Origin of the sequence: Aquabacterium sp. (assembly GCF_035476535.1) — a bacterium.
Taxonomy (GTDB): Bacteria; Pseudomonadota; Gammaproteobacteria; order Burkholderiales; family Burkholderiaceae_C; genus Pseudaquabacterium.
The window spans coordinates 1-18,603 of record NZ_DATILJ010000121.1; the positions used below are offsets into that span (position 1 = coordinate 1).

16 protein-coding genes are annotated in these 18,603 nt (G+C 69.3%); 7 read left to right on the plus strand and 9 right to left on the minus strand.

Annotated elements, in window-relative coordinates:
• Positions 1-75 precede the first annotated feature (75 nt).
• Both VLK61_RS12210 and VLK61_RS12215 read right to left on the minus strand, forming a co-directional pair.
• The gene (locus VLK61_RS12210; RefSeq protein ID WP_325421501.1) at positions 76-1,041 is read right to left on the minus strand and encodes a Bug family tripartite tricarboxylate transporter substrate binding protein; all 966 of its coding nucleotides are present in this window, start codon (positions 1,039-1,041) and stop codon (positions 76-78) included.
• Entirely contained in the window at positions 1,038-1,814 is a 777-nt protein-coding gene (locus VLK61_RS12215) for a GntR family transcriptional regulator (protein WP_325421503.1), read from the minus strand. Before VLK61_RS12215 ends, VLK61_RS12210 begins: the two co-directional genes overlap by 4 nt.
• A gap of 134 nt (positions 1,815-1,948) precedes the next feature.
• Between VLK61_RS12215 and VLK61_RS12220 the strand changes: the two genes are divergently transcribed.
• From VLK61_RS12220 to VLK61_RS12235, 4 genes are read left to right on the plus strand one after another with little or no spacing between them, the layout of a single operon-like run.
• Positions 1,949-3,139, plus strand: a complete 1,191-nt coding sequence (locus tag VLK61_RS12220; RefSeq protein ID WP_325421505.1) for a CaiB/BaiF CoA transferase family protein — start codon at positions 1,949-1,951, stop codon at positions 3,137-3,139.
• Positions 3,139-3,969, plus strand: a complete 831-nt coding sequence (locus VLK61_RS12225) for an enoyl-CoA hydratase (protein ID WP_325421506.1) — start codon at positions 3,139-3,141, stop codon at positions 3,967-3,969. The genes VLK61_RS12220 and VLK61_RS12225 overlap by 1 nt, the downstream gene beginning before the upstream one ends.
• A gap of 28 nt (positions 3,970-3,997) precedes the next feature.
• Entirely contained in the window at positions 3,998-4,972 is a 975-nt protein-coding gene (locus VLK61_RS12230; RefSeq protein ID WP_325421508.1) for a zinc-binding dehydrogenase, read from the plus strand.
• A 34-nt stretch (positions 4,973-5,006) separates the two neighbouring features.
• On the plus strand, positions 5,007-6,002 hold the full coding sequence (locus VLK61_RS12235; protein ID WP_325421510.1) for a tripartite tricarboxylate transporter substrate binding protein: 996 nt from the start codon (positions 5,007-5,009) through the stop codon (positions 6,000-6,002).
• Positions 6,003-6,089: 87 nt separating this feature from the next.
• Here the strand turns inward: VLK61_RS12235 and VLK61_RS12240 are convergent, their stop codons facing one another.
• On the minus strand, positions 6,090-8,459 hold the full coding sequence (locus tag VLK61_RS12240) for an ATP-dependent DNA helicase (RefSeq protein ID WP_325421512.1): 2,370 nt from the start codon (positions 8,457-8,459) through the stop codon (positions 6,090-6,092).
• Positions 8,460-8,571: 112 nt separating this feature from the next.
• Between VLK61_RS12240 and VLK61_RS12245 the strand changes: the two genes are divergently transcribed.
• Positions 8,572-9,333, plus strand: coding sequence for a hypothetical protein (locus tag VLK61_RS12245; RefSeq protein WP_325421514.1), 762 nt, complete (start codon positions 8,572-8,574; stop codon positions 9,331-9,333).
• Positions 9,334-9,357: 24 nt separating this feature from the next.
• Here the strand turns inward: VLK61_RS12245 and VLK61_RS12250 are convergent, their stop codons facing one another.
• Together VLK61_RS12250 and VLK61_RS12255 are read right to left on the minus strand one after the other, a co-directional pair.
• Complete coding sequence (locus VLK61_RS12250) at positions 9,358-9,996, minus strand: LysE family translocator (RefSeq protein WP_325421516.1); 639 nt, start codon at positions 9,994-9,996, stop codon at positions 9,358-9,360.
• Between the two features lie 58 nt (positions 9,997-10,054).
• Complete coding sequence (locus tag VLK61_RS12255; protein WP_325421518.1) at positions 10,055-10,984, minus strand: LysR substrate-binding domain-containing protein; 930 nt, start codon at positions 10,982-10,984, stop codon at positions 10,055-10,057.
• Between the two features lie 123 nt (positions 10,985-11,107).
• Here VLK61_RS12255 and VLK61_RS12260 point away from each other — a divergent pair, with 123 nt between their 5' ends.
• Together VLK61_RS12260 and VLK61_RS12265 are read left to right on the plus strand one after the other, a co-directional pair.
• Positions 11,108-12,196, plus strand: coding sequence for a tartrate dehydrogenase (locus VLK61_RS12260; protein WP_325421520.1), 1,089 nt, complete (start codon positions 11,108-11,110; stop codon positions 12,194-12,196).
• 23 nt (positions 12,197-12,219) lie between these two features.
• Positions 12,220-13,206, plus strand: a complete 987-nt coding sequence (locus VLK61_RS12265) for a tripartite tricarboxylate transporter substrate binding protein (RefSeq protein WP_325421522.1) — start codon at positions 12,220-12,222, stop codon at positions 13,204-13,206.
• 10 nt (positions 13,207-13,216) lie between these two features.
• Here VLK61_RS12265 and VLK61_RS12270 read toward each other — a convergent pair whose 3' ends face one another.
• The 4 genes from VLK61_RS12270 to VLK61_RS12285 all read right to left on the minus strand — a co-directional run.
• On the minus strand, positions 13,217-14,479 hold the full coding sequence (locus VLK61_RS12270; RefSeq protein ID WP_325421524.1) for an MFS transporter: 1,263 nt from the start codon (positions 14,477-14,479) through the stop codon (positions 13,217-13,219).
• The gene (locus VLK61_RS12275) at positions 14,476-15,816 is read right to left on the minus strand and encodes a GH1 family beta-glucosidase (protein ID WP_325421526.1); all 1,341 of its coding nucleotides are present in this window, start codon (positions 15,814-15,816) and stop codon (positions 14,476-14,478) included. The genes VLK61_RS12270 and VLK61_RS12275 overlap by 4 nt, the downstream gene beginning before the upstream one ends.
• Before the next feature lie 41 nt (positions 15,817-15,857).
• Positions 15,858-18,332, minus strand: a complete 2,475-nt coding sequence (locus tag VLK61_RS12280; protein ID WP_325421528.1) for a TonB-dependent receptor — start codon at positions 18,330-18,332, stop codon at positions 15,858-15,860.
• Positions 18,333-18,359: 27 nt separating this feature from the next.
• On the minus strand, positions 18,360-18,603 hold a 244-nt coding region (locus tag VLK61_RS12285; RefSeq protein WP_414636806.1), incomplete at its 5' end, for a hypothetical protein.

Consider the following 18,603-nt stretch of genomic DNA (forward strand, 5'->3'; position numbering starts at 1 on the left):
TGCGTGACGGGCGGGGCATGGTGGTCGGCGGCGACCTGGGTGTTGCGGGCCATGGCGTGGCGTCTTTCTGCTGAGTCAGCTGTCGAGCTGGATGTTGCGGGCCTTGGCCAGTAGCGTCCAGCGCGCGATGTCGGCGCGCATGAACTCGCCGAAGGCCTCGGGACTCATCGGGTTGGGCTCCACGGCTTCGACCGAGAGCTTCTCGCGCAGGTCCGGCATCGCCAGCACGGTGGCCAGCGCGTCGTTCAACTGCTTGACCACCGCCGGCGGCAAACCGGCCGGACCGACCACGCCGTACCACTGCTGTGCGTCGAAGCCCTTGTAGCCGGACTCGTCCAGCGTCGGGAGGTCCTTGAACTGCGGGTGGCGCGCCCCGCCCGTCACCGCCAGCGGCCGCACGCGGCCGGAACGGATGTGCGGCACGGCGGCGGCCAGGCCGGGGAACATGGCCTGCGTCTGGCCGCCGATGAGGTCGGTGAAGGCCGGTGCAATGCCGCGGTAGGGGATGTGCACGATGAAGGAGTTGATCTGCTGCTTGAACAACTCCATCGTCAGGTGCGTCAGCGAGCCGGGCCCGGCCGAGCCGTAGCTCAGGCGCCCCGGGTTCTGGCGCAGGTAGGCCACGAACTCCTGCAGCGTGTTCACCGGCAGCGTGGCGTTGACCACCAGCACGTTCGGCGTGCCGCCGATCATGCCCACCGGCGTGAAGTCCTTGATCGCGTCGTAGGGCAGCTTGCGCGTGGCGGGGCTGGTGCCGTGCGTGGCCACGTAGCCCTGCATCAGCGTGTAGCCGTCGGGCACGGCGCGCGCCGTGGCCTGGCACGCGATGGTGCCGCCACCGCCGCTCTGGTTGTCGACCACGATGGTCTGCCTGAGCACCTGGCCCCAGCGTTCGGTGACGGTGCGGCCGACGAAATCGCTGCCGCCGCCCGGGGCCACCGGCACGATGTAGCGGATGGGCTTGTTCGGGAACGGCGCCTGGGCCCCTGCCGGCAGGGCCAGCAGCGCGGGGGCGGCTTGCAGCAGGGTGCGTCTGTTCATGCTTGTTTCCTCACCGGCGATGCCGGCAGTGCCGGCGGCACGGCCGGCATGTCCAGCGTGGACAGCAGGCGCTGGCGGCCCTGCAGCACATGGGCCTGCGCCAGCTTGGCGGCGCGGTCCGCGCTACCGCTGCTGATGGCTTCGAAGATGCGGCGGTGCTCGCTGTTGGAGCGGCGCATGTTGAGGGTGGCGTTGAAGTAGCGCCGCCGGTACAGGTGCAGCTCCTTGGCGTGGTCTTCGTAGGCCTGCTGCGCGCGCTGGTTGTGGCACTGCGCCATCACCAGCGCATGGAAGCGCAGGTTCAGCCCGTAGTAGCGCTGGCCCTCGCCGGCTTCGCAGGCGGCGTCCATGCCGTCCAGCAGCTGCTCGAATTCCTGGCGGTCGGCATCGCTCAGGTGTTCGGCCGCCTGCTGCGCGGCAAAGCCGAACAGCAGCGCGCGCAGCTCGTAGATCTCCAACATTTCGCGCACGGAAATCTGGCGCACGAACACGCCGCGGTTGCGCACCGCCACCACCAGGCCGATGCCGGTGAGCATGCGGATGGCCTCGCGGATGGGCCCGCGGCTGGTGCCCATGCGCAGCGCCAGCGCCGCTTCGTTCAGGCGCTCGCCGGGGGCCACTTCACCGCTGTAGATGAGCTGCTGCAGCTGTTCGCAGATGCCGTGCGCCAGGCCTTGTTCGGGCTTGAGGGCTGGCGCCTTGTTCGGTGCTTTGCTCGGCGCCTTGGCGCGGGCCGGAGCCGTGCTCCTGGGGGTGGCAGTGCGGGTCGGCATGGCGCCGATGCTAGCGCAAGCGAAGGCCTTTGGGGACCTCCAAGTGTTTTCGATAGAGATCAAAGTGTTGACACTTTGGCGGCATCAGACAACACTTGCGGCTCACTTCCCGGGCTTGTCCCGGCCTGCCTGCCATGCCGCATGTGCCCGCTTCCAGCGCCCTGGCGCGCTTTCGCGTGATCGACCTGACGCAGGTGCGCGCCGGCCCCACCGCCTGCCGGCAACTGGCCGACTGGGGCGCCGACGTGATCCAGGTGCAGATGCCCGAGCACCTGCGCGGCGACGACACGCTGGGCGGCCAGGACGGCAGCGACTACCAGTACACGCACCGCAACAAGCGCAGCGTCACGCTGAACCTGAAAGAGCCCGAGGGCATCGCGGCGCTGAAAAAGCTGATCGCCACCGCCGACGTGGTGGTCGAGAACTTTCGCCCCGACGTGAAGTTCCGGCTGGGCATCGACCCCGAGACCTTGGCCCAGGACCACCCGCGGCTGGTCTACGCCAGCATCTCGGGCTTCGGCCAGACCGGGCCGCTCAGCGCACGTCCGGGCTTCGACCAGATCGCCCAGGGCCTGGGCGGGCTGATGTCGGTCACCGGCCTGGCCGGCCAGGGGCCCGTGCGCGTGGGCATTCCGATTGCCGACCTGTGCGCGGGCATCTTCGCGGCGCAGGGCATCCTGGTGGCGCTGCTGGAACGCGAAGTCTCCGGCAAGGGCCAGTGGCTGCACACCTCGCTGCTGGAATCGATGGTCTGCATGATGGATTTCCAGACCGCACGCTGGCTGGCCGATGGCGAGGTCGCGACGCAGGCCGGCAACTTTCATCCCACCAGCATCCCCACCGGGGTCTACAAGGCGCGCGACGGCTACCTGAACATCGCCGTGTTCGGCAGCAAGATCTGGGAGCGCTTCTGCACCACGCTGGGCGCGCCGGAATGGATCACCGACCCGCGCTTCCACGACAAGGCCGGCCGCGGCATCAACCGCGACGCGCTCAATGCCGCGATCAACCAGCGCCTGGCCGATCAGGATAGAAGCTATTGGATAGAGCGCTTCAACCAGGACGGCGTGGCCTGCGGCCACATCAACGACATGCAGGAAGTCTTTGCCGAGCCGCAGGTGCAGCACCTGGGACTGGTGCAGGAGGTCGTCAGCGAGCGCCTGGGCCTGCAACGCCTGGTCGGCCAGCCGGTGACGCTGGCCCGCACGCCCAGCACGCTGGTGCGTGCGGCGCCGCGGCGCGGTGAACACACCGAAGAGCTGCTGGGTGAACTGGGCCTGACGCCCGGCGACATCGCGCAGATGAAGGCGCGGGGAGTGTTCTGATGAGCACCCCGACCCTCCCCCCGACCCCGAGCGACTACGTCTCCCCCACCGAGCGCGTGTTGGTGCGCCTGGAAGGCAGTGCGCTGCACATCGTCTTCAACAACCCGGCCCGGCACAACGCGCTCAGCGTGGACATGTGGGGCGCCGTGCCGCCGTTGCTGGCGCAGGCCGCGGGTGATGAACGCGTGCGGCTGGTGGTGTTCTCCGGCGCGGGCGACAAGGCCTTCGTCTCGGGCGCCGACATCTCGCAGTTCGAAGACCAGCGCGCCGCCAAGGCAGCCGTCCAGCACTACGAAGCGCTGGCCGAAGAGGCGCTGATGGCCATCTACCACGCGGCCAAGCCCACACTGGCCTGCATCCGCGGCTGGTGCATCGGCGGCGGTGTGAACGTGGCCATCAGCTGCGACATCCGCATCGCCGCCAGCGACGCGGTGTTCGCGATTCCGGCCGCGCGGCTGGGCCTGGGCTACCGCTACTCCGCGCTGAAGAACCTGGTGGACCTGATCGGCGTGGGCGCCGCGAAGGACCTGTTCTACACCGCGCGCCGCATCGACGCGGCCGAGGCCTTGCGCCTGGGCCTGGTGTCGCGCACCAGCCCGGTGGACGAGCTGCCGGCGCTGCTGGCCGAGTACACCACCCGCATCGGCGAGAACGCGCCGCTGACCATCGCCGCGGCCAAGCAGATCGTCGGCGAGATCCTCAAACCCTCGCCGGACCTGGACGCCCTGCGCTGCCGCGAACTGATCCTCGGCTGTTTCGAGAGCGAAGACTACGCCGAAGGCCGCCGCGCCTTCATGGAAAAACGCCAACCCCAGTTCAAGGGCGGGTGAGCACGGCGCCAAGGAAAGAGAGCCCCCGATGAAGTCCTACACCCTGCGCGTGGAAGGCACGCAAGCCGTGCTGCAACGGGGCGACGCGCCCCGGCCCGAACCTGGCCCTGGCCAGGTGCTGCTGAAGATGCACGCCGCCGGCCTGAACCGTGGCGAATTCATCCCCGGCGGGCTGATCAAGGGCGGCGCACCCAAGCCCGCCGGCATGGAGGGCGCGGGCGAGATCGTCGCGCTGGGTGCGGGCGTCAGCGGTGTGGCGATCGGCCAGCGCGTGATGGGCCGCTGCGCCGGCGCGTTCTCCGAGTACGCGGTGATGGACGCCCGCGAAGCGCTGCCGGTGCCGGCTGGCCTGGGCCTGGAAGCCGCGGCCGCGGTGCCGCTGACCTTCCTGGTGGTGCACGACATGCTGGTGCTGCAAGGCCGCCTGAAGGCCGGCGACTGGCTGCTGGTCACCGGTGTGTCGTCCGGCGTCGGCGTCGCCGCACTGCAGACCGCCAAGGCGCTGGGCGCGCGGGTCATCGGCACATCGGGCTCGCCCGACAAGCTGGCGCGGCTGCAGGCCCTGGGCCTGGATCTGGCCCTGCCCACGCGTGCGCCGGACTTCGCGGCCGCGGTGCTGGAAGCCACTGGCGGCCAGGGCGTGGCCCTGGTGGTCAACACCGTGGGCGGCACGGTGTTCGCCGAATGCGTGCGCACGCTGGCCTTCGAAGGGCGGCTGGCCACCGTGGGCTATGTCGACCACACGCTGAAGGCCGAGATCGACCTGCAGGCGCTGCACGCCAGGCGGCTCACGCTGTTCGGCGTGTCCAACAAGATGCGCAGTGCCGACCAGCGCGCCGCCGGCGTGCCCGCCTTCGTGGCCGATGTGCTACCGGCCATTGCCGATGGCCGCATCCGGCCGCTGGTGGACCGCGTGTTCGCCTTCGACGAGCTCGCGGCCGCCAAGGCGCACATGGAAGCCAACCAGCACCTGGGCAAGATCGTGCTGAAGATCAGCGACTGAGCGCTGCGCCGCAGAGCGCCCCACCGGAGACACCATGGACCACCCTGCCCTCCCCCTGACGGCGCGCCGCGCGCTGCTGGCCACGCTGTTCCTGGGCCTGCTGGGCGGCGGCAGCAGCGCGCTGGCCCAGGCCTGGCCGGCCAGGCCGATCCGCCTGGTGATCGGCTTCGCGCCGGGCGGCGCGGCCGACTACGTCGCACGCACCATCGCCGACCCGCTGGGCCGCGTGCTGGGCCAGAGCGTGAACGTCGAGAACCGCGCCGGCGCCGGCAGCAGCCTGGCGGCCGATTTCGTGGCCAAGGCGCCGGCCGATGGCTACACGCTGCTGATCGCCAGCCCCAGCAGCATCTCGGTCAACCCGGCGCTGAATGCCAAGCTCAGCTATGCCGCGAAAGACCTGGTGCCGGTGACCCGCGTCACCACGTCGCCGCTGGTGATCGCGGTCTATCCCGGTGCCGGCATCAACAGCGTGCAGGACCTCATCGCCGCCGCGAAGGCCAGGCCCGGCTTCCTGAACTACACCACCTCCGGCATCGGCTCGGCGCCGCACCTGGGCGCGGCGCACTTCAGCAAGGTGGCCGGCGTGGAGATGGTGCACATCCCCTACAAGGGCGGCGCACCGGCGATCCAGGCGGTGGTGGCGGGCGATGCGCAGCTCACCTTCGGCACGCCGCCCTCGGTGCTGCCGATGGTGCAGGCCGGGCGCCTGAAAGCGCTGGCCGTGACCAGCACGAACCGGTCCTCGCTGGTACCGGACGTGCCGGGCACGCTCGAGGCCGGGCTGCCGGCCTACAGCCTATCGTTCTGGTACGGCTTCTTCGTGCCGGTGGGCACGCCGCCCGAGGTGATGAAGAAGCTCTTCGAGGCCACGCAGCAGGTGATGCAGCGCGCCGACGTGAAAGCCGCGTTGGCGCGCGAAGGCACGGAAGTGGCGCTGTCGGCCTCGCCCGAGGACTTTGCGGCCTTTCTCAACGACGACAACCGCTTCTGGGCCAGGCTGGTCAAGGACGCCGGCGTGAAGCTGGACTGAGCGAAGACGGCGCGTGACAGCACACTCACTGCGCCGCCCCCGGGCAACCCGTTCCGGTCATCGACCCTGTGCACCGAGGCTTCCCCGTCACGGGGCTGAGGTCCCCGGCCCCCACCAGGGCGGCAACAGCGCTGCGACATCGCCTCGCCGGTAGCGGTCGTCCAGCAACCAGAGCCAGCCCCGGTCCTCGGGCGTTCTCAGCACCCGGCCGGCGGCCTGCACCACCTTCTGCATCGCCGGGATCAGATCGGCGTAGCCATGCTCGGCGCCGAAGAGCTTGTCCATGCGCGCGGTGATCTGGTCCTGCGTCGCCGACACGGGCGGCAGGCCCAGTGTGGCGATGAAGGCGCCGATCAACTTCGCGCCCGGCAGGTCCACGCCCTCCGCGAACACGCCGCCCAGGACGGCGAAGGCGATGCCCTGACCCTGAGGGTCGAAGCGCGCGAGGAAGTCCTGCCTTGCCGCCGCGCCCATCCTGCGATCCTGGCGCCACTGGGTGATGTCGGCACGCCGCAGCGCCAGCAGCGACGCGGCCTTGTCCAGGTAGTCGAAGCTGCTGAAGAAGGCGAGGTAGTTGCCGGGGTGCGCATCGAACTGCCGGGCGATCACATCGACCAGCCGCTGCAGCGACTTGTCCCTGTGCGCAAAGCGCGTGGAGATGCCGTCGGCCACCTGCACGCTCAAGTGCTCGGCCGGAAAGGCCGGTGGCACGTCGATCCAGGCGGTGTTCTCCGGCAAGCCGAGCAGCCGGATGGCGTAGTCGGGCGGCGACAAGGTGGCGGAGAACAGCGTGACGCTGTGCAAGTCCCTGAAGCGCTGGCGCAGAAAGCAGGCCGGCGCCACGTTGCGCACGCACAGCACGCCGTCGGCCGCCGCTGCGTCGGCATCGACATCGCCGGCGCTGCTTCGCTCGCGGGCCAGGGTCTGCACATCGAACAAGGAGTGGTCGCTCAAGGCCTCGACCAGGCGCAGGAAGCGCTGCAGTTCGAAGAAGAAGTTCAGCAAGGGCCCCAGCGACAGCGGATGCTGGTGGAAGTGCTCCGACAAGGCCCCCACCGCGGCCTGCAGCGCCTGCGTGTACGCATCGGGCACGGCCTCGAGCACGGCGTAGGGCGCCGCAGCGTCCGCGACCAGGTCTTCGGTGGCCTGCAGCAAGCCGTGCAAAGGGCCGCTGACCATGGCCGGCGCAACTTTCGCTGCCGTGCGGATCTGGCTGAGCTGAAGCTCGGCGCTGTACATCTGCCGTGTGCGCTCGACCAGGTTGTGGGCTTCGTCGACCAGCACGGCCAGCTGCCAGTTGAGCGCCTGCATCAAGCCCCAGAGCTGGCCGCTGCTGTCGAAGAGGTGCTGCACATCGCCGACCAGCACATCGGCCCAGCGCAACAGCTCCTGGCCCAGGTAGTAGGGGCAGATACCGTGGCGCAGCGCGATGCGGCGCTGGGCCGCGGCGTCCAGCCAGCCCTCGGCCACGGCCTCTTCACGGGCGGCGGGCAGGCGCTCGTAGAACCCGCGGGCCAGCGGGCACGCATCGCCGTGGCAGGCCTTGTCCGGGTGTTCGCAGGCTTGCGTCTTGGGCACCATCGCCAACACGCGCAATGCCTGGCCCGCAGCGCCGGCCCGCAAGGCCTGCAAAGCCTCCAGCGCAGGCAGCCGGCCCGTGCCCTTGCAGGTGAGGTAGGCCAGCTTGTCGATGCCATGCGCCGGCATGGCGCGCAGCAGCGGGAACAAGGTGCCGACGGTCTTGCCGATGCCCGTCGGCGCCTGGGCCAGCAGGCAGCGCCCGTTGGCGGCGGCACGGTAGGCCGCAGCCGCCAGGTCGCGCTGACCGGCACGGAACGTTCCTTTCGGAAAGGCCAGCGCTTGCAGTGCCGCATCGCGCGCCCTGCGGTGTTCGGCCTCCTGCTGCGCCCAGGCCAGGAACGCGGCGCAGCGCCCGGCGAAGATCTGATCCAGTTCCTCGGCGCCGAAGACCTGGCGCAACTCCACCTCGGTCTGCGCGGCGACATCGAAGTACACCAGCGCCAGCGCAATCTCCGCCAGGCCGCGGGCCCGGCAGAACAGCGCACCGTAGCACTGCAGCTGCGCCCAGTGCAGCTGGCGGCGGTTCTCCGGGATCTCGTCCGGGTGGCCGCGGATCGTCTTGATCTCTTCCAGGCAGCGGCGGCGCGGGTCGTAGCCGTCGGCACGGCCGCGAATGCGCAGCGCGCCGTACAGCCCTTCCAGCGCGATCTCGGTCTCGTAGTCCTGGCCACGTCGGTTGGCCACGGTCTGCTGCCCCTGCAGGCCCTCCAGCGCCGTGGCCGTCGGCGTGAACCGGCGGTCGAGATCGCCGCGCTTGGCGGTGAACTCGCACAGGGCACGCACCGACACCGTGTAGTGCCACCCCGGCGCCGCAGCGGCCGCCGCGGCCGCAGTGGCATCGGCGGTGACCGGGGTGGACGGCAGGACCTCGCGCATCACCCCATTGTCGGCAGTCCCCGCGGCGAAGCCGACCTCACTGCCGAAGGTGGGAATGCGATCTGCCCGCTGATCGGCGCATCATTCACTGCCGACGCACAGGAGGTGATCCGTGAAGCACACCGTCATCGCCCTCTTCGACAAAGCCGAAGACGCGCAGAAGGCCGCGCAGGCCGTGAAGGCCCGCGGCTTCAACGCATCCTCGGTGCACGTCATCCAGCACAGCGACGCGGCCGATGCCCAGGTCATCCCCCCTACCGCCGAGATCGAAGGTGGTCCGCTGACCGGCCTGCTGCATCGCCTGTCCGTGCTGTTCGGCGTCGAGGAACCGCACCTGGCGCACTACGAGGAAGCCATGCGCCGCGGCGGGCGGGTGGTTCAGGTCGACGCCGGCGATGAGGCGCAGGCGGCCACCGCCCGCGACACCTTGCTGGCGCTGGGCGCCGTCGACATCGATGATCGCATCGCCGAATGGCTGCGGGCGGGTTGGCAAAGCCCCGCAGCCGCTTCCGACGCGGCCGCATCAACACCGGTGGGCGCAGGCCCGGGCAGCGTCGTGCACCGGCAGGAGGTCAGCATCGGTGGGGTGCGTGTCTACGGTCATGTCGTCGTCGCGGCGTTCGATCACTTCGCCGACGACTTCCGCGCCGAGTACGAAGCCTTGTACGCGGCGCAGGGCACCACCTACGACGACTTCGATGCGGCGTACCGCTACGGTCACGCGCTGGTGTCGGACAGCCGCTACGACGGCCGCAGCTGGGACGAGATCGAGCCGCAAGCGCGTGCCGATTGGGAGCGGCGCTATCCGCAAAGCAGCTGGCAGCGTTTCCAGCGTGCCGTGCGGCACGCCTGGGAGCGCACGACGCGACAGTGACTGCCGCGCGCCCGACGCACCGGCTCAGCGTGTCGGCCGCGTGCCCAGGGCCGTCAGCACGCCCAGGCCGATGAAGGAGGTGCCCGCCAGTCGATGGCCCCAGGCAGCGTGGCGCGCCGCGCGCCGCAAGCGGGGTGCGACGAGGCTTGCCGTCAGCACGTAGACACAGTCCGTACAGCAGGCGATGGCGACGAAGACACCGCCGAGCGCGAGGGTCTGCATCAGCGGGCTGGCATGCGCGTCCATGAATTGCGGCAGAAAGGCCGCGAAGAACAAGGTCGTCTTCGGATTCAGCAGTGCGACCAGAAAGCCATCGCGGAAGATGCGCCGCACGGCTTGCACCGGCGCTTGTGGCGTCGCGTCCGCGACGGCCGGCGCCGTTCGCCACATCCGCAGACCGAGGTAGACGAGGTAGGCCGCGCCGGCCCACTTCACCACCGTGAAAGCGGTCGACGACACCGCGAACAAGGCGGCCAGCCCGAGCGCGGCGCCCACGGCATTGGAGAAGTTGCCGAGCGCCACACCCAGCACCGAAGCCAGCCCGCAAGCACGCCCCTGCGCCAGCGTTCGGGCCACGATGTAGACGACGGCGGGGCCAGGCGTCAGCGCGAGGACCAGGCTCGCGCCCACGAATGCCAGCAGCAAGGGCGTATCGGGCAGCACATGAACTCCTGGGGTCTTGAGCGGCCAGTATCGCAGCCCTCGAATCCGCAACGGCCAGCTATGGCTTGCTTGCTGCCGCGTACTGACGCAGCGACAGCGCCACAAAGTCCACGAACGCCCGCACGCGTGCCGCCAACTGATGCCGCTGCGGGTACACCGCATGGATGTCCGCATCGGGCGTGCAGTACTGCGGCAGCACCTGCACGAGACGGCCGTTCTTCAGATAGCGCTCGATGTCCCATTCGGCGCGCATCACGATGCCGTGGCCGTCGAGCGCCCAATTGACGGCGATCTCGCCGTCGTTGGTCGTCAGGTTGCCGCGCGTCTTCACGGCCTGCGTGCTGGCGTTGCGGCCACGGCCGCTGGTCAGGCGCCACACGCCGTAGGCTTCTTCGCCCTGCCGGATGCCGATGCAGTTGTGCCGCGTGAGGTCGTTCGGCACTTTGGGCATGCCGTGCCGGGCCAGATAGACCGGCGCGGCGCACAGCAGCCGACGGTTCGGCGCGATGTGCTTCGCCATCACGCGGGCGTCCGGCGGCGCACCGAAGCGGATGCAGACGTCGAAGCTGTCTTCCGTGAGCGGGGGCGGATTCACCGACAGCTGCAGCTGCACCTCGACCTGGGGGTACTTGCGCACGAAGCGGGAGATCAGCGGCGCCACATGGCTGCGCCCGAAGCCTAATGTCGCATTGACGCGGAGCAGGCCCTGGGGCGTGGCCTTGGACACGCCGAGCAGCTGCGCCATGTCGTCGATCTCGCCGAGGATGCGGCGGGCGTGCGCCAGGTACAGCTCGCCCTCGGGCGTCAGGCTCATGCGCCGCGTCGTGCGGATCACGAGCAACACGCCGACCCGCGACTCCATCAGCGCCAGATGCTTGCTCACCGCGGGTGTCGTGACGCCCAGTTCCCGCGCGGCGGCACTGAGGCTGCCGGCACTCGCGAGCACCGAAAAGAACCCCAGGTCTGCCGGTTGAATGCCGCTGCTCATGTGTGCTCCGTCCAGGATCCATTGTGAGATCCAGGTTAATGATGGATTCACTTTAGCGGTGCGCGCGCGGGCCGTGCCCTTCCTACAGTCTCTTCACCGCCCACCCCTCCACGGAAACACGCCATGAAGACCTACTCAATCGCCACCATCCCCGGTGACGGCATCGGCAAGGAAGTCGTTCCTGCCGGCCAGCACGTGATGGAAGCGCTCGCCGCGTCGAGCAAGGCCTTCCGTTTCGAGTTCGAGAACTTCGCCTGGGGCGGCGACTACTTCCGCGAGCACGGCGTGATGATGCCGGCCGATGGCCTGGACGCGCTGCGCAACAAGGACGCGATCCTGTTCGGCTCGGCCGGCGACCCGCACATCCCCGACCACATCACGCTGTGGGGCCTGCGCCTGAAGATCTGCCAGGGCTTCGACCAGTACGCCAACGTGCGCCCGACGCGCATCCTGCCCGGCATCGACGGCCCGCTGAAGCGCTGCGGCCCCGATGACCTGAACTGGGTCATCGTGCGCGAGAACTCCGAAGGCGAGTACGCCGGCGTCGGCGGCCGCGTGCACCAGGGCCACCCGATCGAGGCCGCCACCGATGTGTCGATGATGACCCGTGCCGGCGTCGAACGCATCATGCGCTTCGCGTTCAAGCTGGCGCAGTCACGTCCCCGCAAGCTGCTGACCGTCATCACCAAGAGCAATGCCCAGCGCCATGCGATGGTGATGTGGGACGAGATCGCGCTACAGATCTCCCGGGAGTTCCCGGACGTCACCTGGGACAAGGAACTGGTCGACGCCTCGACGGCGCGCATGATCAACCGCCCCGCGTCGCTGGACACCATCGTCGCGACGAACCTGCACGCGGACATCCTGAGCGACCTGGCCGCCGCGCTGGCGGGCAGCCTGGGCATCGCGCCGACCGGCAACATCGATCCGGAGCGTCGCTACCCGAGCATGTTCGAGCCCATCCACGGCTCGGCCTTCGACATCATGGGCAAGGGCCTGGCCAACCCGGTCGGCACCTTCTGGTCGGTGGTGATGCTGCTGGAGCACCTGGGCGAGTTCGATGCCGCCAAGCGTGTCATGCAGGCAATCGAGCAGGTCACCGCCAACCCGGCGCTGCACACCGGCGACTTGGGCGGCAAGGCGAGCACCGCCGAAGTCACGCGGGCGGTTTGCGAACTGCTCGCCGGCAGTGCCCAGCGCAAGGCCGCTTGAGGGTGGCCACCGTGGAGACCCGCATGAAAGACATTCACACCCTCGATCGCCGCCGCACCCTCCAGGCCATCGCGCTGGCGCTGGCCCTGTCCGGCGGCGGCGCGATGGCGCAGGCCTGGCCGAGCAAGCCGGTCAGTCTGGTCGTGCCCTTCCCGGCCGGTGGCACCACCGACGTGCTGGCGCGCGCGCTGGCCGACAAACTGACGCAGAGCCTCGGCCAGACCGTGATCGTGGAAAGCAAGCCGGGCGCGGGCGCCACGCTCGGCGCCGACTACGTGGCGAAGGCCAAGCCGGACGGCTACACGCTGCTGGTGGGCGCCGTGCATCACACCATCGCCTCCAGCGTCTACAAGAAGCTGCCGTATGACTTCCAGAAGGACTTGGCGCCGATCACCACGATCGCCCTGGTGCCGAACGTGCTGGTGGTGAATGCGGGCACGCCGGCCCGCAACGTGGCGGAGCTGGTCGCGTTGATCAAGGCCAGGCCCGGTCACTACAACTACGGCTCGAACGGCAACGGCACGGCGCAGCACCTGATCGGCACGCAGTTCCAGAACCTCACGGGCACCGACCTGGTCCACGTACCCTACAAAGGAAGCGGCCCGCTGACCACCGACCTCCTGGGCGGGCAGGTCACGCTGTCCTTCGACACGGTGACACCGGTGCTGCAGCACATCAAGGGCGGCAAGCTGCGCGCGCTGGCGGTGACCACGGCCAAGCGCTCCTCGGCCTTGCCGGAGGTGCCGACGCTGGAGGAAGCCGGACTGAGCGGCTTCAACATCGGTACCTGGTTCGGCGTGCTGGCGCCAGCGGCCACGCCCAAGGACGTGCTGGCCCGACTCAACACCGAGATGGTCAAGGCGATTCAGTCGCCGGAGTTCCGCAAGCGCATGGAAGAGATCGGCGCCGAGCCGATCGGCAACAGCGCGGAACAGATGGCCCTGCAGATCAAGAGCGAGACAGAGAAGTTCGCCAAGTTGGTCAAGGACGCGAAGGTGAGCATCGATTGATGGCTGGGGGTTAGCGCACGCCACGGATCTTGCCGACGAGCCCCCCGCTGAGCAAGGTGACGACCGTGGCGAAGAGGAACAGCGCGGTGTAGCCACCCAGCTGCGTCACCAGCACGGCTGCGATCGCCGGGGCGAGCACCTGCGGTGCGGAGTTCGCGATGTTGATCACGCCCAGGTCCTTGCCGCGGTCGGCGGCTGCCGGCAGCACCTGCGTGATCAGGGCCTGGTCCACCGCGACGTAGATGCCGTAGCCCAGGCCCATCAGCGCGCCGGCCGCGACGGCCACCGGCCAGGTCGGCCACAGCGCCAGCAGCCCGCTCGCCACGGCCATCACCCCACTGGCGGCGATGACGTGGACCTTGCGGCGGCCCGAGCGATCGGAAAGCATGCCGGCGGCAAACGCAGAGACCAGCACGCCGGCGGTGTAGACCCCCACCAGGATCAACAGCCCGTCCTCGGCCGTCTCGCCAGGGAACAGCGTGCCGTAGCGGACCTGGTCGCGCAGGAAGTACAGCAGGTACAGCGTCGCCAGCGCATTGCCCAGGTTGATCAGGAAGCGCGTGAGCCAGGCCCACGCAAAATCCGGATGCTGGCGCGGGCTGATCCAGAACCCCGCCAGGAACGCCCGCCACTGCCATGGCGGCCGGTCTTCGCGCGGCAAGGGCGTATTGCGTGTCCACAGCAGGAACGGCAGCGCGCACAGCATCAGTGAGCCGGCGACAGCCGCGTAGCCTGAGGCGATGCCGCTGACCGCCGCGGTGACGATCAAGGTACCGGCCACGACGCCCAAGGGCTGGGTCACGCCGAACCAGGCGCTGCACAGCGCCCGTTGCGGCACCGGCACCTGGTCGGGTACTTCGGCAGTTAGCGCGGCGAGCATCGCGTTCAGCGCCAGCTGCACCACGCACCACCACAGCGTGACGCCAGCCAGCGTGCTCTGGCGGCCGAGCATCACCAGCGCGATGGCACCGACCAGCGCACCGGCCAGATTCCACGGCTGGCGGCGCCCGAAGCGTGAGGTGGTGCGGTCGGAGAGCGCACCGAACAGCGGATTGGCGAGCATGGCCACCAGCGCACCGATGCCGGTGACCCAGCCCAGCGCGGCCTCCTTGCCGGCCGGAGCGATGATCTCCATCTGCTGCGCGAGCAAAACCTGGATCGGCGCGAACAGCGCCATCCACAGGCCGAGGTTGGACAGCGCGAGCAAGGCCATGAAGCCCTTGCCGACCGGCGCTTGCGGCTCGACGAGTGCGAGTGCGGGCTGGCCGTTCATCCTTGCGCGGCGATCAGATCCCGGTACCAGTGGTAAGAGCGCTTCGGCGTGCGCCGCTGCGTGGCGTAGTCGACATGCACCAGTCCGAAGCGCGGCCGGTAGCCTTCCGCCCACTCGAAGTTGTCGAGCAAGGACCAGACGAAATAGCCGCGCACGTCGACGCCGCCGTCCATCGCCGTGCGCAATGCCAGCAAGTGCTGGTCGAGGTAGTCAATGCGCCGAGGATCGTCGACGCAGCCACCGGCGTCGAGCGCGTCGGGCACCGCCGTGCCGTTCTCGGTGATGACCAGCGGCGGCAGCTTCTCGCCATAGCGTTGCCGCAGATCGAGCAGCAGTTCGGTGAGCCCTTGCGGAATGATCGGCCAGCCCATCTCGGTGCGCTCGTAGTGCGCGGGGGCTTCGGCCTCCCTCAGCGGCACCGGCGAGCCCGGCGGCGTGGCCTGCACATGGTTGGGGTTGTAGTAGTTGATGCCGAAGAAGTCGAGCGGCTGCGCAATCGTCGCCAGATCGCCCGGGCGGATCGCCGACAGGTCGAGGCCGAGGGCAGCCAGCTCGTCCGGATAGCGGCCGAGCAGCAGCGGCTCGTTGTGCTGGCGCTCGTGCAGCAGATGCAGCAGCGCCGCGGCAGATCGATCTTCGGCGCTGTCGGTGGCCGGCCGCGCCGGGGCCATGCTCTGCGCGATGCCGACCTGCGCCTGCGCCGGCAGGTTCGCGCGCAGCGCCTGCACGGCCTGGCCGTGCGACAGCAGCAGGTGGTGCACGACCGCAAAGCAGTCCAGGCCCAGCGTCAGCCCCGGCGCATGCGTGCCCAGCGCATGGCCGAGCACGGTGTGCTCGAAGGTCTCGTTGTGGGTGATCCAGTGCGGCACACGATCGCCGAGCAGCCGCGCCATGAGCTGCGCGAACTCGGCGAAGCGCTCGGCGGTGTCGCGATTCAGCCAGCCACCGGCGTCCTGCAAGGCCTGCGGCAGGTCCCAGTGGTACAGCGTGAGCATCGGCGTGATCCCACGCGCGAGCAATTCATCGACCAGGCGCGAATAGAACGCCAGGCCCTGGCGATTCGGCACCCCGGTGCCGTCGGGCTGGATGCGCGACCAGCCGATCGAGAAGCGATACGCGCCGACACCGAGCCCGGCGATCAGTGCGACGTCTTCGCGATACCGATGGTAGTGATCGCAGGCGGTCTCGGCGGTGTCGCCGCGGGCGATGCGTCCGCCTTGACGACAGAAGTTGTCCCAGATCGATGGCCCGCGACCGTGCTCGTGCAGCGCGCCCTCGATCTGGTAGGCCGAGGTGGCGACGCCCCAGAGAAAGTCCTTCGGAAAGCGCAGCGGCATGGGTGTGGACGTTCCCGACGGCATGACAGCGGTGCCTCCGCTCACAGGCTGGCGCGCAGTTCGAGGCCGATGAAGCGCGGCGGCGTGATCATCGCGTAGGGCGAGCCCAGCCCGGCCGCGACGTAGTTGACGCTGGTGACGTAGCGCTTGTTGGCAAGGTTGTTGACCAGCAGCGCGACGCCCCAGCTGCCCGAGGCCGTGGGCGCACTCTCCCAGCCCAGGCGAGCGTCCAGGCGCGTTCTGGCGCCACCCACCTGGAAGCGCGGCGTCTGCAGGCAGCTGCCTTGCGCCAGCGAATCGGCGTTGCAGCGGGTCGCACCGATGTAGGCGCCTTGCAGCGTCGCGGTGGCGGTGCCGCCGGCCAGTGGCCATTGGTAGTCGGTGCCGAGCGTGGCACTCAGGTAGGGCGTGCCAACCGCCTGCCCGCTGAGGTCGGTGCCGTCATTGGCCGTGCGGCGCTTGTAGGTCTGGTCGATGTATTCGGCCGCGGTGTACAGGCGCCACTGGCGTGTGGCCTGCCAGCGCGCCTCGAGGTCCAGGCCGGTCGCGCGCTGGTCGCTCAGCGACACCTGGTACGAAGGCACGCCGGCCTGGTTGCCCGAGGGCACCAGGGTCAGCGATTGCAGGTTCTCGAACTTGTAGTGGAACAGCGCGGCACTGAAGCTCAGGCCCGCGTCACGCAGCCGGCCCTTCACGCCGAGTTCGAAGCTGGTGACGGTTTCGGGCGCGTAGTCGCCATTGACCGCCAGCGCATTGAAGCCGCCGGCCTGGTAGCCGCGCGTGACCGAGCCGTAGACCATCGTGTCGGTCACGATGCGGTGGTCGAGCACCACGCGCGGGCTGACATTGCGCCACGACTTCTGCACCTCGAGCGGCGCATTCGACGCGCCCTGCCCCTGGATCAGCTGGTTCGTCGAGACCAGAGCAGCCAGCGTGTCGGCGTCGGTCTGCGACAGCGCGCCGGCGGCCACCAGGCTCGGAAAGAAGTCCGCTGCGTTCAGCGCACCGAGCTGCGCGTCCAGCCCTTCTGCCGTGCGCGCGGGGCTGTACCAGCTGAAGCGCTTCTTATCGCGCGTGAAACGGATGCCGGTGGTCAGGTTCGTCGCCGGTGTCACATGCCAGATCGCATCGCCGTACAGCGCAGCGGCGTCGTAGGAGCCCGCGTTGACCATGTTTTCCTGCCAGGTCTGGCCCAGCAGGTCGATGCCCGGCACGCCCACGGCCTGCGTCAAGGCGTTGAGGGTGGCAAACGGCGCAATGCCCGCGACGTTGCCGAACAAGGTGTCCAGCGAGGTGGTGACGGAGCGGACCTCGCTCGTCTGCTTCGCGCGTTCGCGGAAGAAGCTGGCGCCGGCGAGCCAGTCGACCGTCGCATTGCGGCCGGCGAGCCTGAACTCCTGCTGCCAGGTCGTGTTGCCTTCGACGTTGCCGGTGGACAGGTAGGTGGCGATCTGGTTCGTGCCGTCGTTGTCGGTGCGGTTGACCGAGTTGAAGTGCCGGTACGCGGTGGTCGACGTGAAGTCGGCCCAGGGCATCGCATGTTCGATGCGCAGCGTGACCCCGTTGAACCGGCGCGACTCCTGGTTGTCGGGCACGTCGTTCAACAGCGGCGCCTTGCGCGGGTCGAGGTAGGTCGCGGGGTCGGCGCCGGCCGCCGGCGTCTCCAGCAGGCCGATGGCCGGCACGGCGCGCTGATCGAGGTCTTCATGCTCCCAGGTCAACACCACGCGCGTGGCGTCGGAGGCGCTCCAGCCCAGCGCCATGCGTGTGCCCCAGGCGTGTTCGCCGCGCTCGGCCTGCCCGCTCGCCGCGTCGCGCTGCCAGCCCTTGCTGAACTGGCCCGTGCCGCTGATGCGCAAGGCCAGGTTGTCGCCGAGCGGCTGGTTCACGACCGCCTCGACGTGCCGCGTGTTGTGGCTGCCCAGGCGCAGCAGGCCGCTGGCCGAGAAGGTGCTGGCCGGATCGTTGGTCACGACGGAGATCGCGCCGCCGGCGCTGTTGCGCCCGAACAGCGTGCCCTGCGGACCCTTCAGGACCTCGATCCGCTTGACGTCGTTGAAGTTCAGCAGCGCACCACCGGTCTTGCCGGTGTACACGCCATCGACGTACACGCCGACCGGCGCATCGGTGCCGATGCCGAAGTCACCGGTGCCGATGCCCCGCAGCGTGAACAGCGGCTGCGTCGGCTGGTCGGCAACGATCTGCAGCCCCGGGATGTAGCCGTTCATCTCGGCGAGGTTCGCGGCGCCGAGCTTGCGCAGCTGTTCCGCCGGCACGATCTGCAGCGCGATCGGCACGCTCTGGACCTGCTGGATGCGTCCGTTGCCGGTGACCGTGACCGTATCGGTTGGCTGTGTGGCGGCTGGTGCGGAGGCCGCTGCGGGTATGGATGCCGATGCAGGTGCGGCTGCCGATGCATCGGGCGGCGTGGCCGCTTGCTGAGCCCCAGCGGCCTGCGCACCCAGCGCCATCAGTGCGGCGATCGAGAGGCGTGATCGCATCGGTTTCTTGTTCATGTCGGCATCCATCACGGGTTGGAAGAATCAAGGCGACTCGGCGGCTGGCGCTGCGACGTTGGCCGTCGCCGTTAGCGTCACCGCACGCGCTGCGGGTCGCGCGAAGGCCATCCGGGCGAACGGCATCGCGAGCACGCTGGCCACGCCCAGCGCGATGCCGAAGCCCAGGCCACCGAGTCCGCTGAGCAGGGTTCCGGCGAGGGCCGTGCCGAGCGCAGCGCTGGCGAAGCAGACGACGATGCTGCGTGCGACCAGCGCACCGTCGGCATCG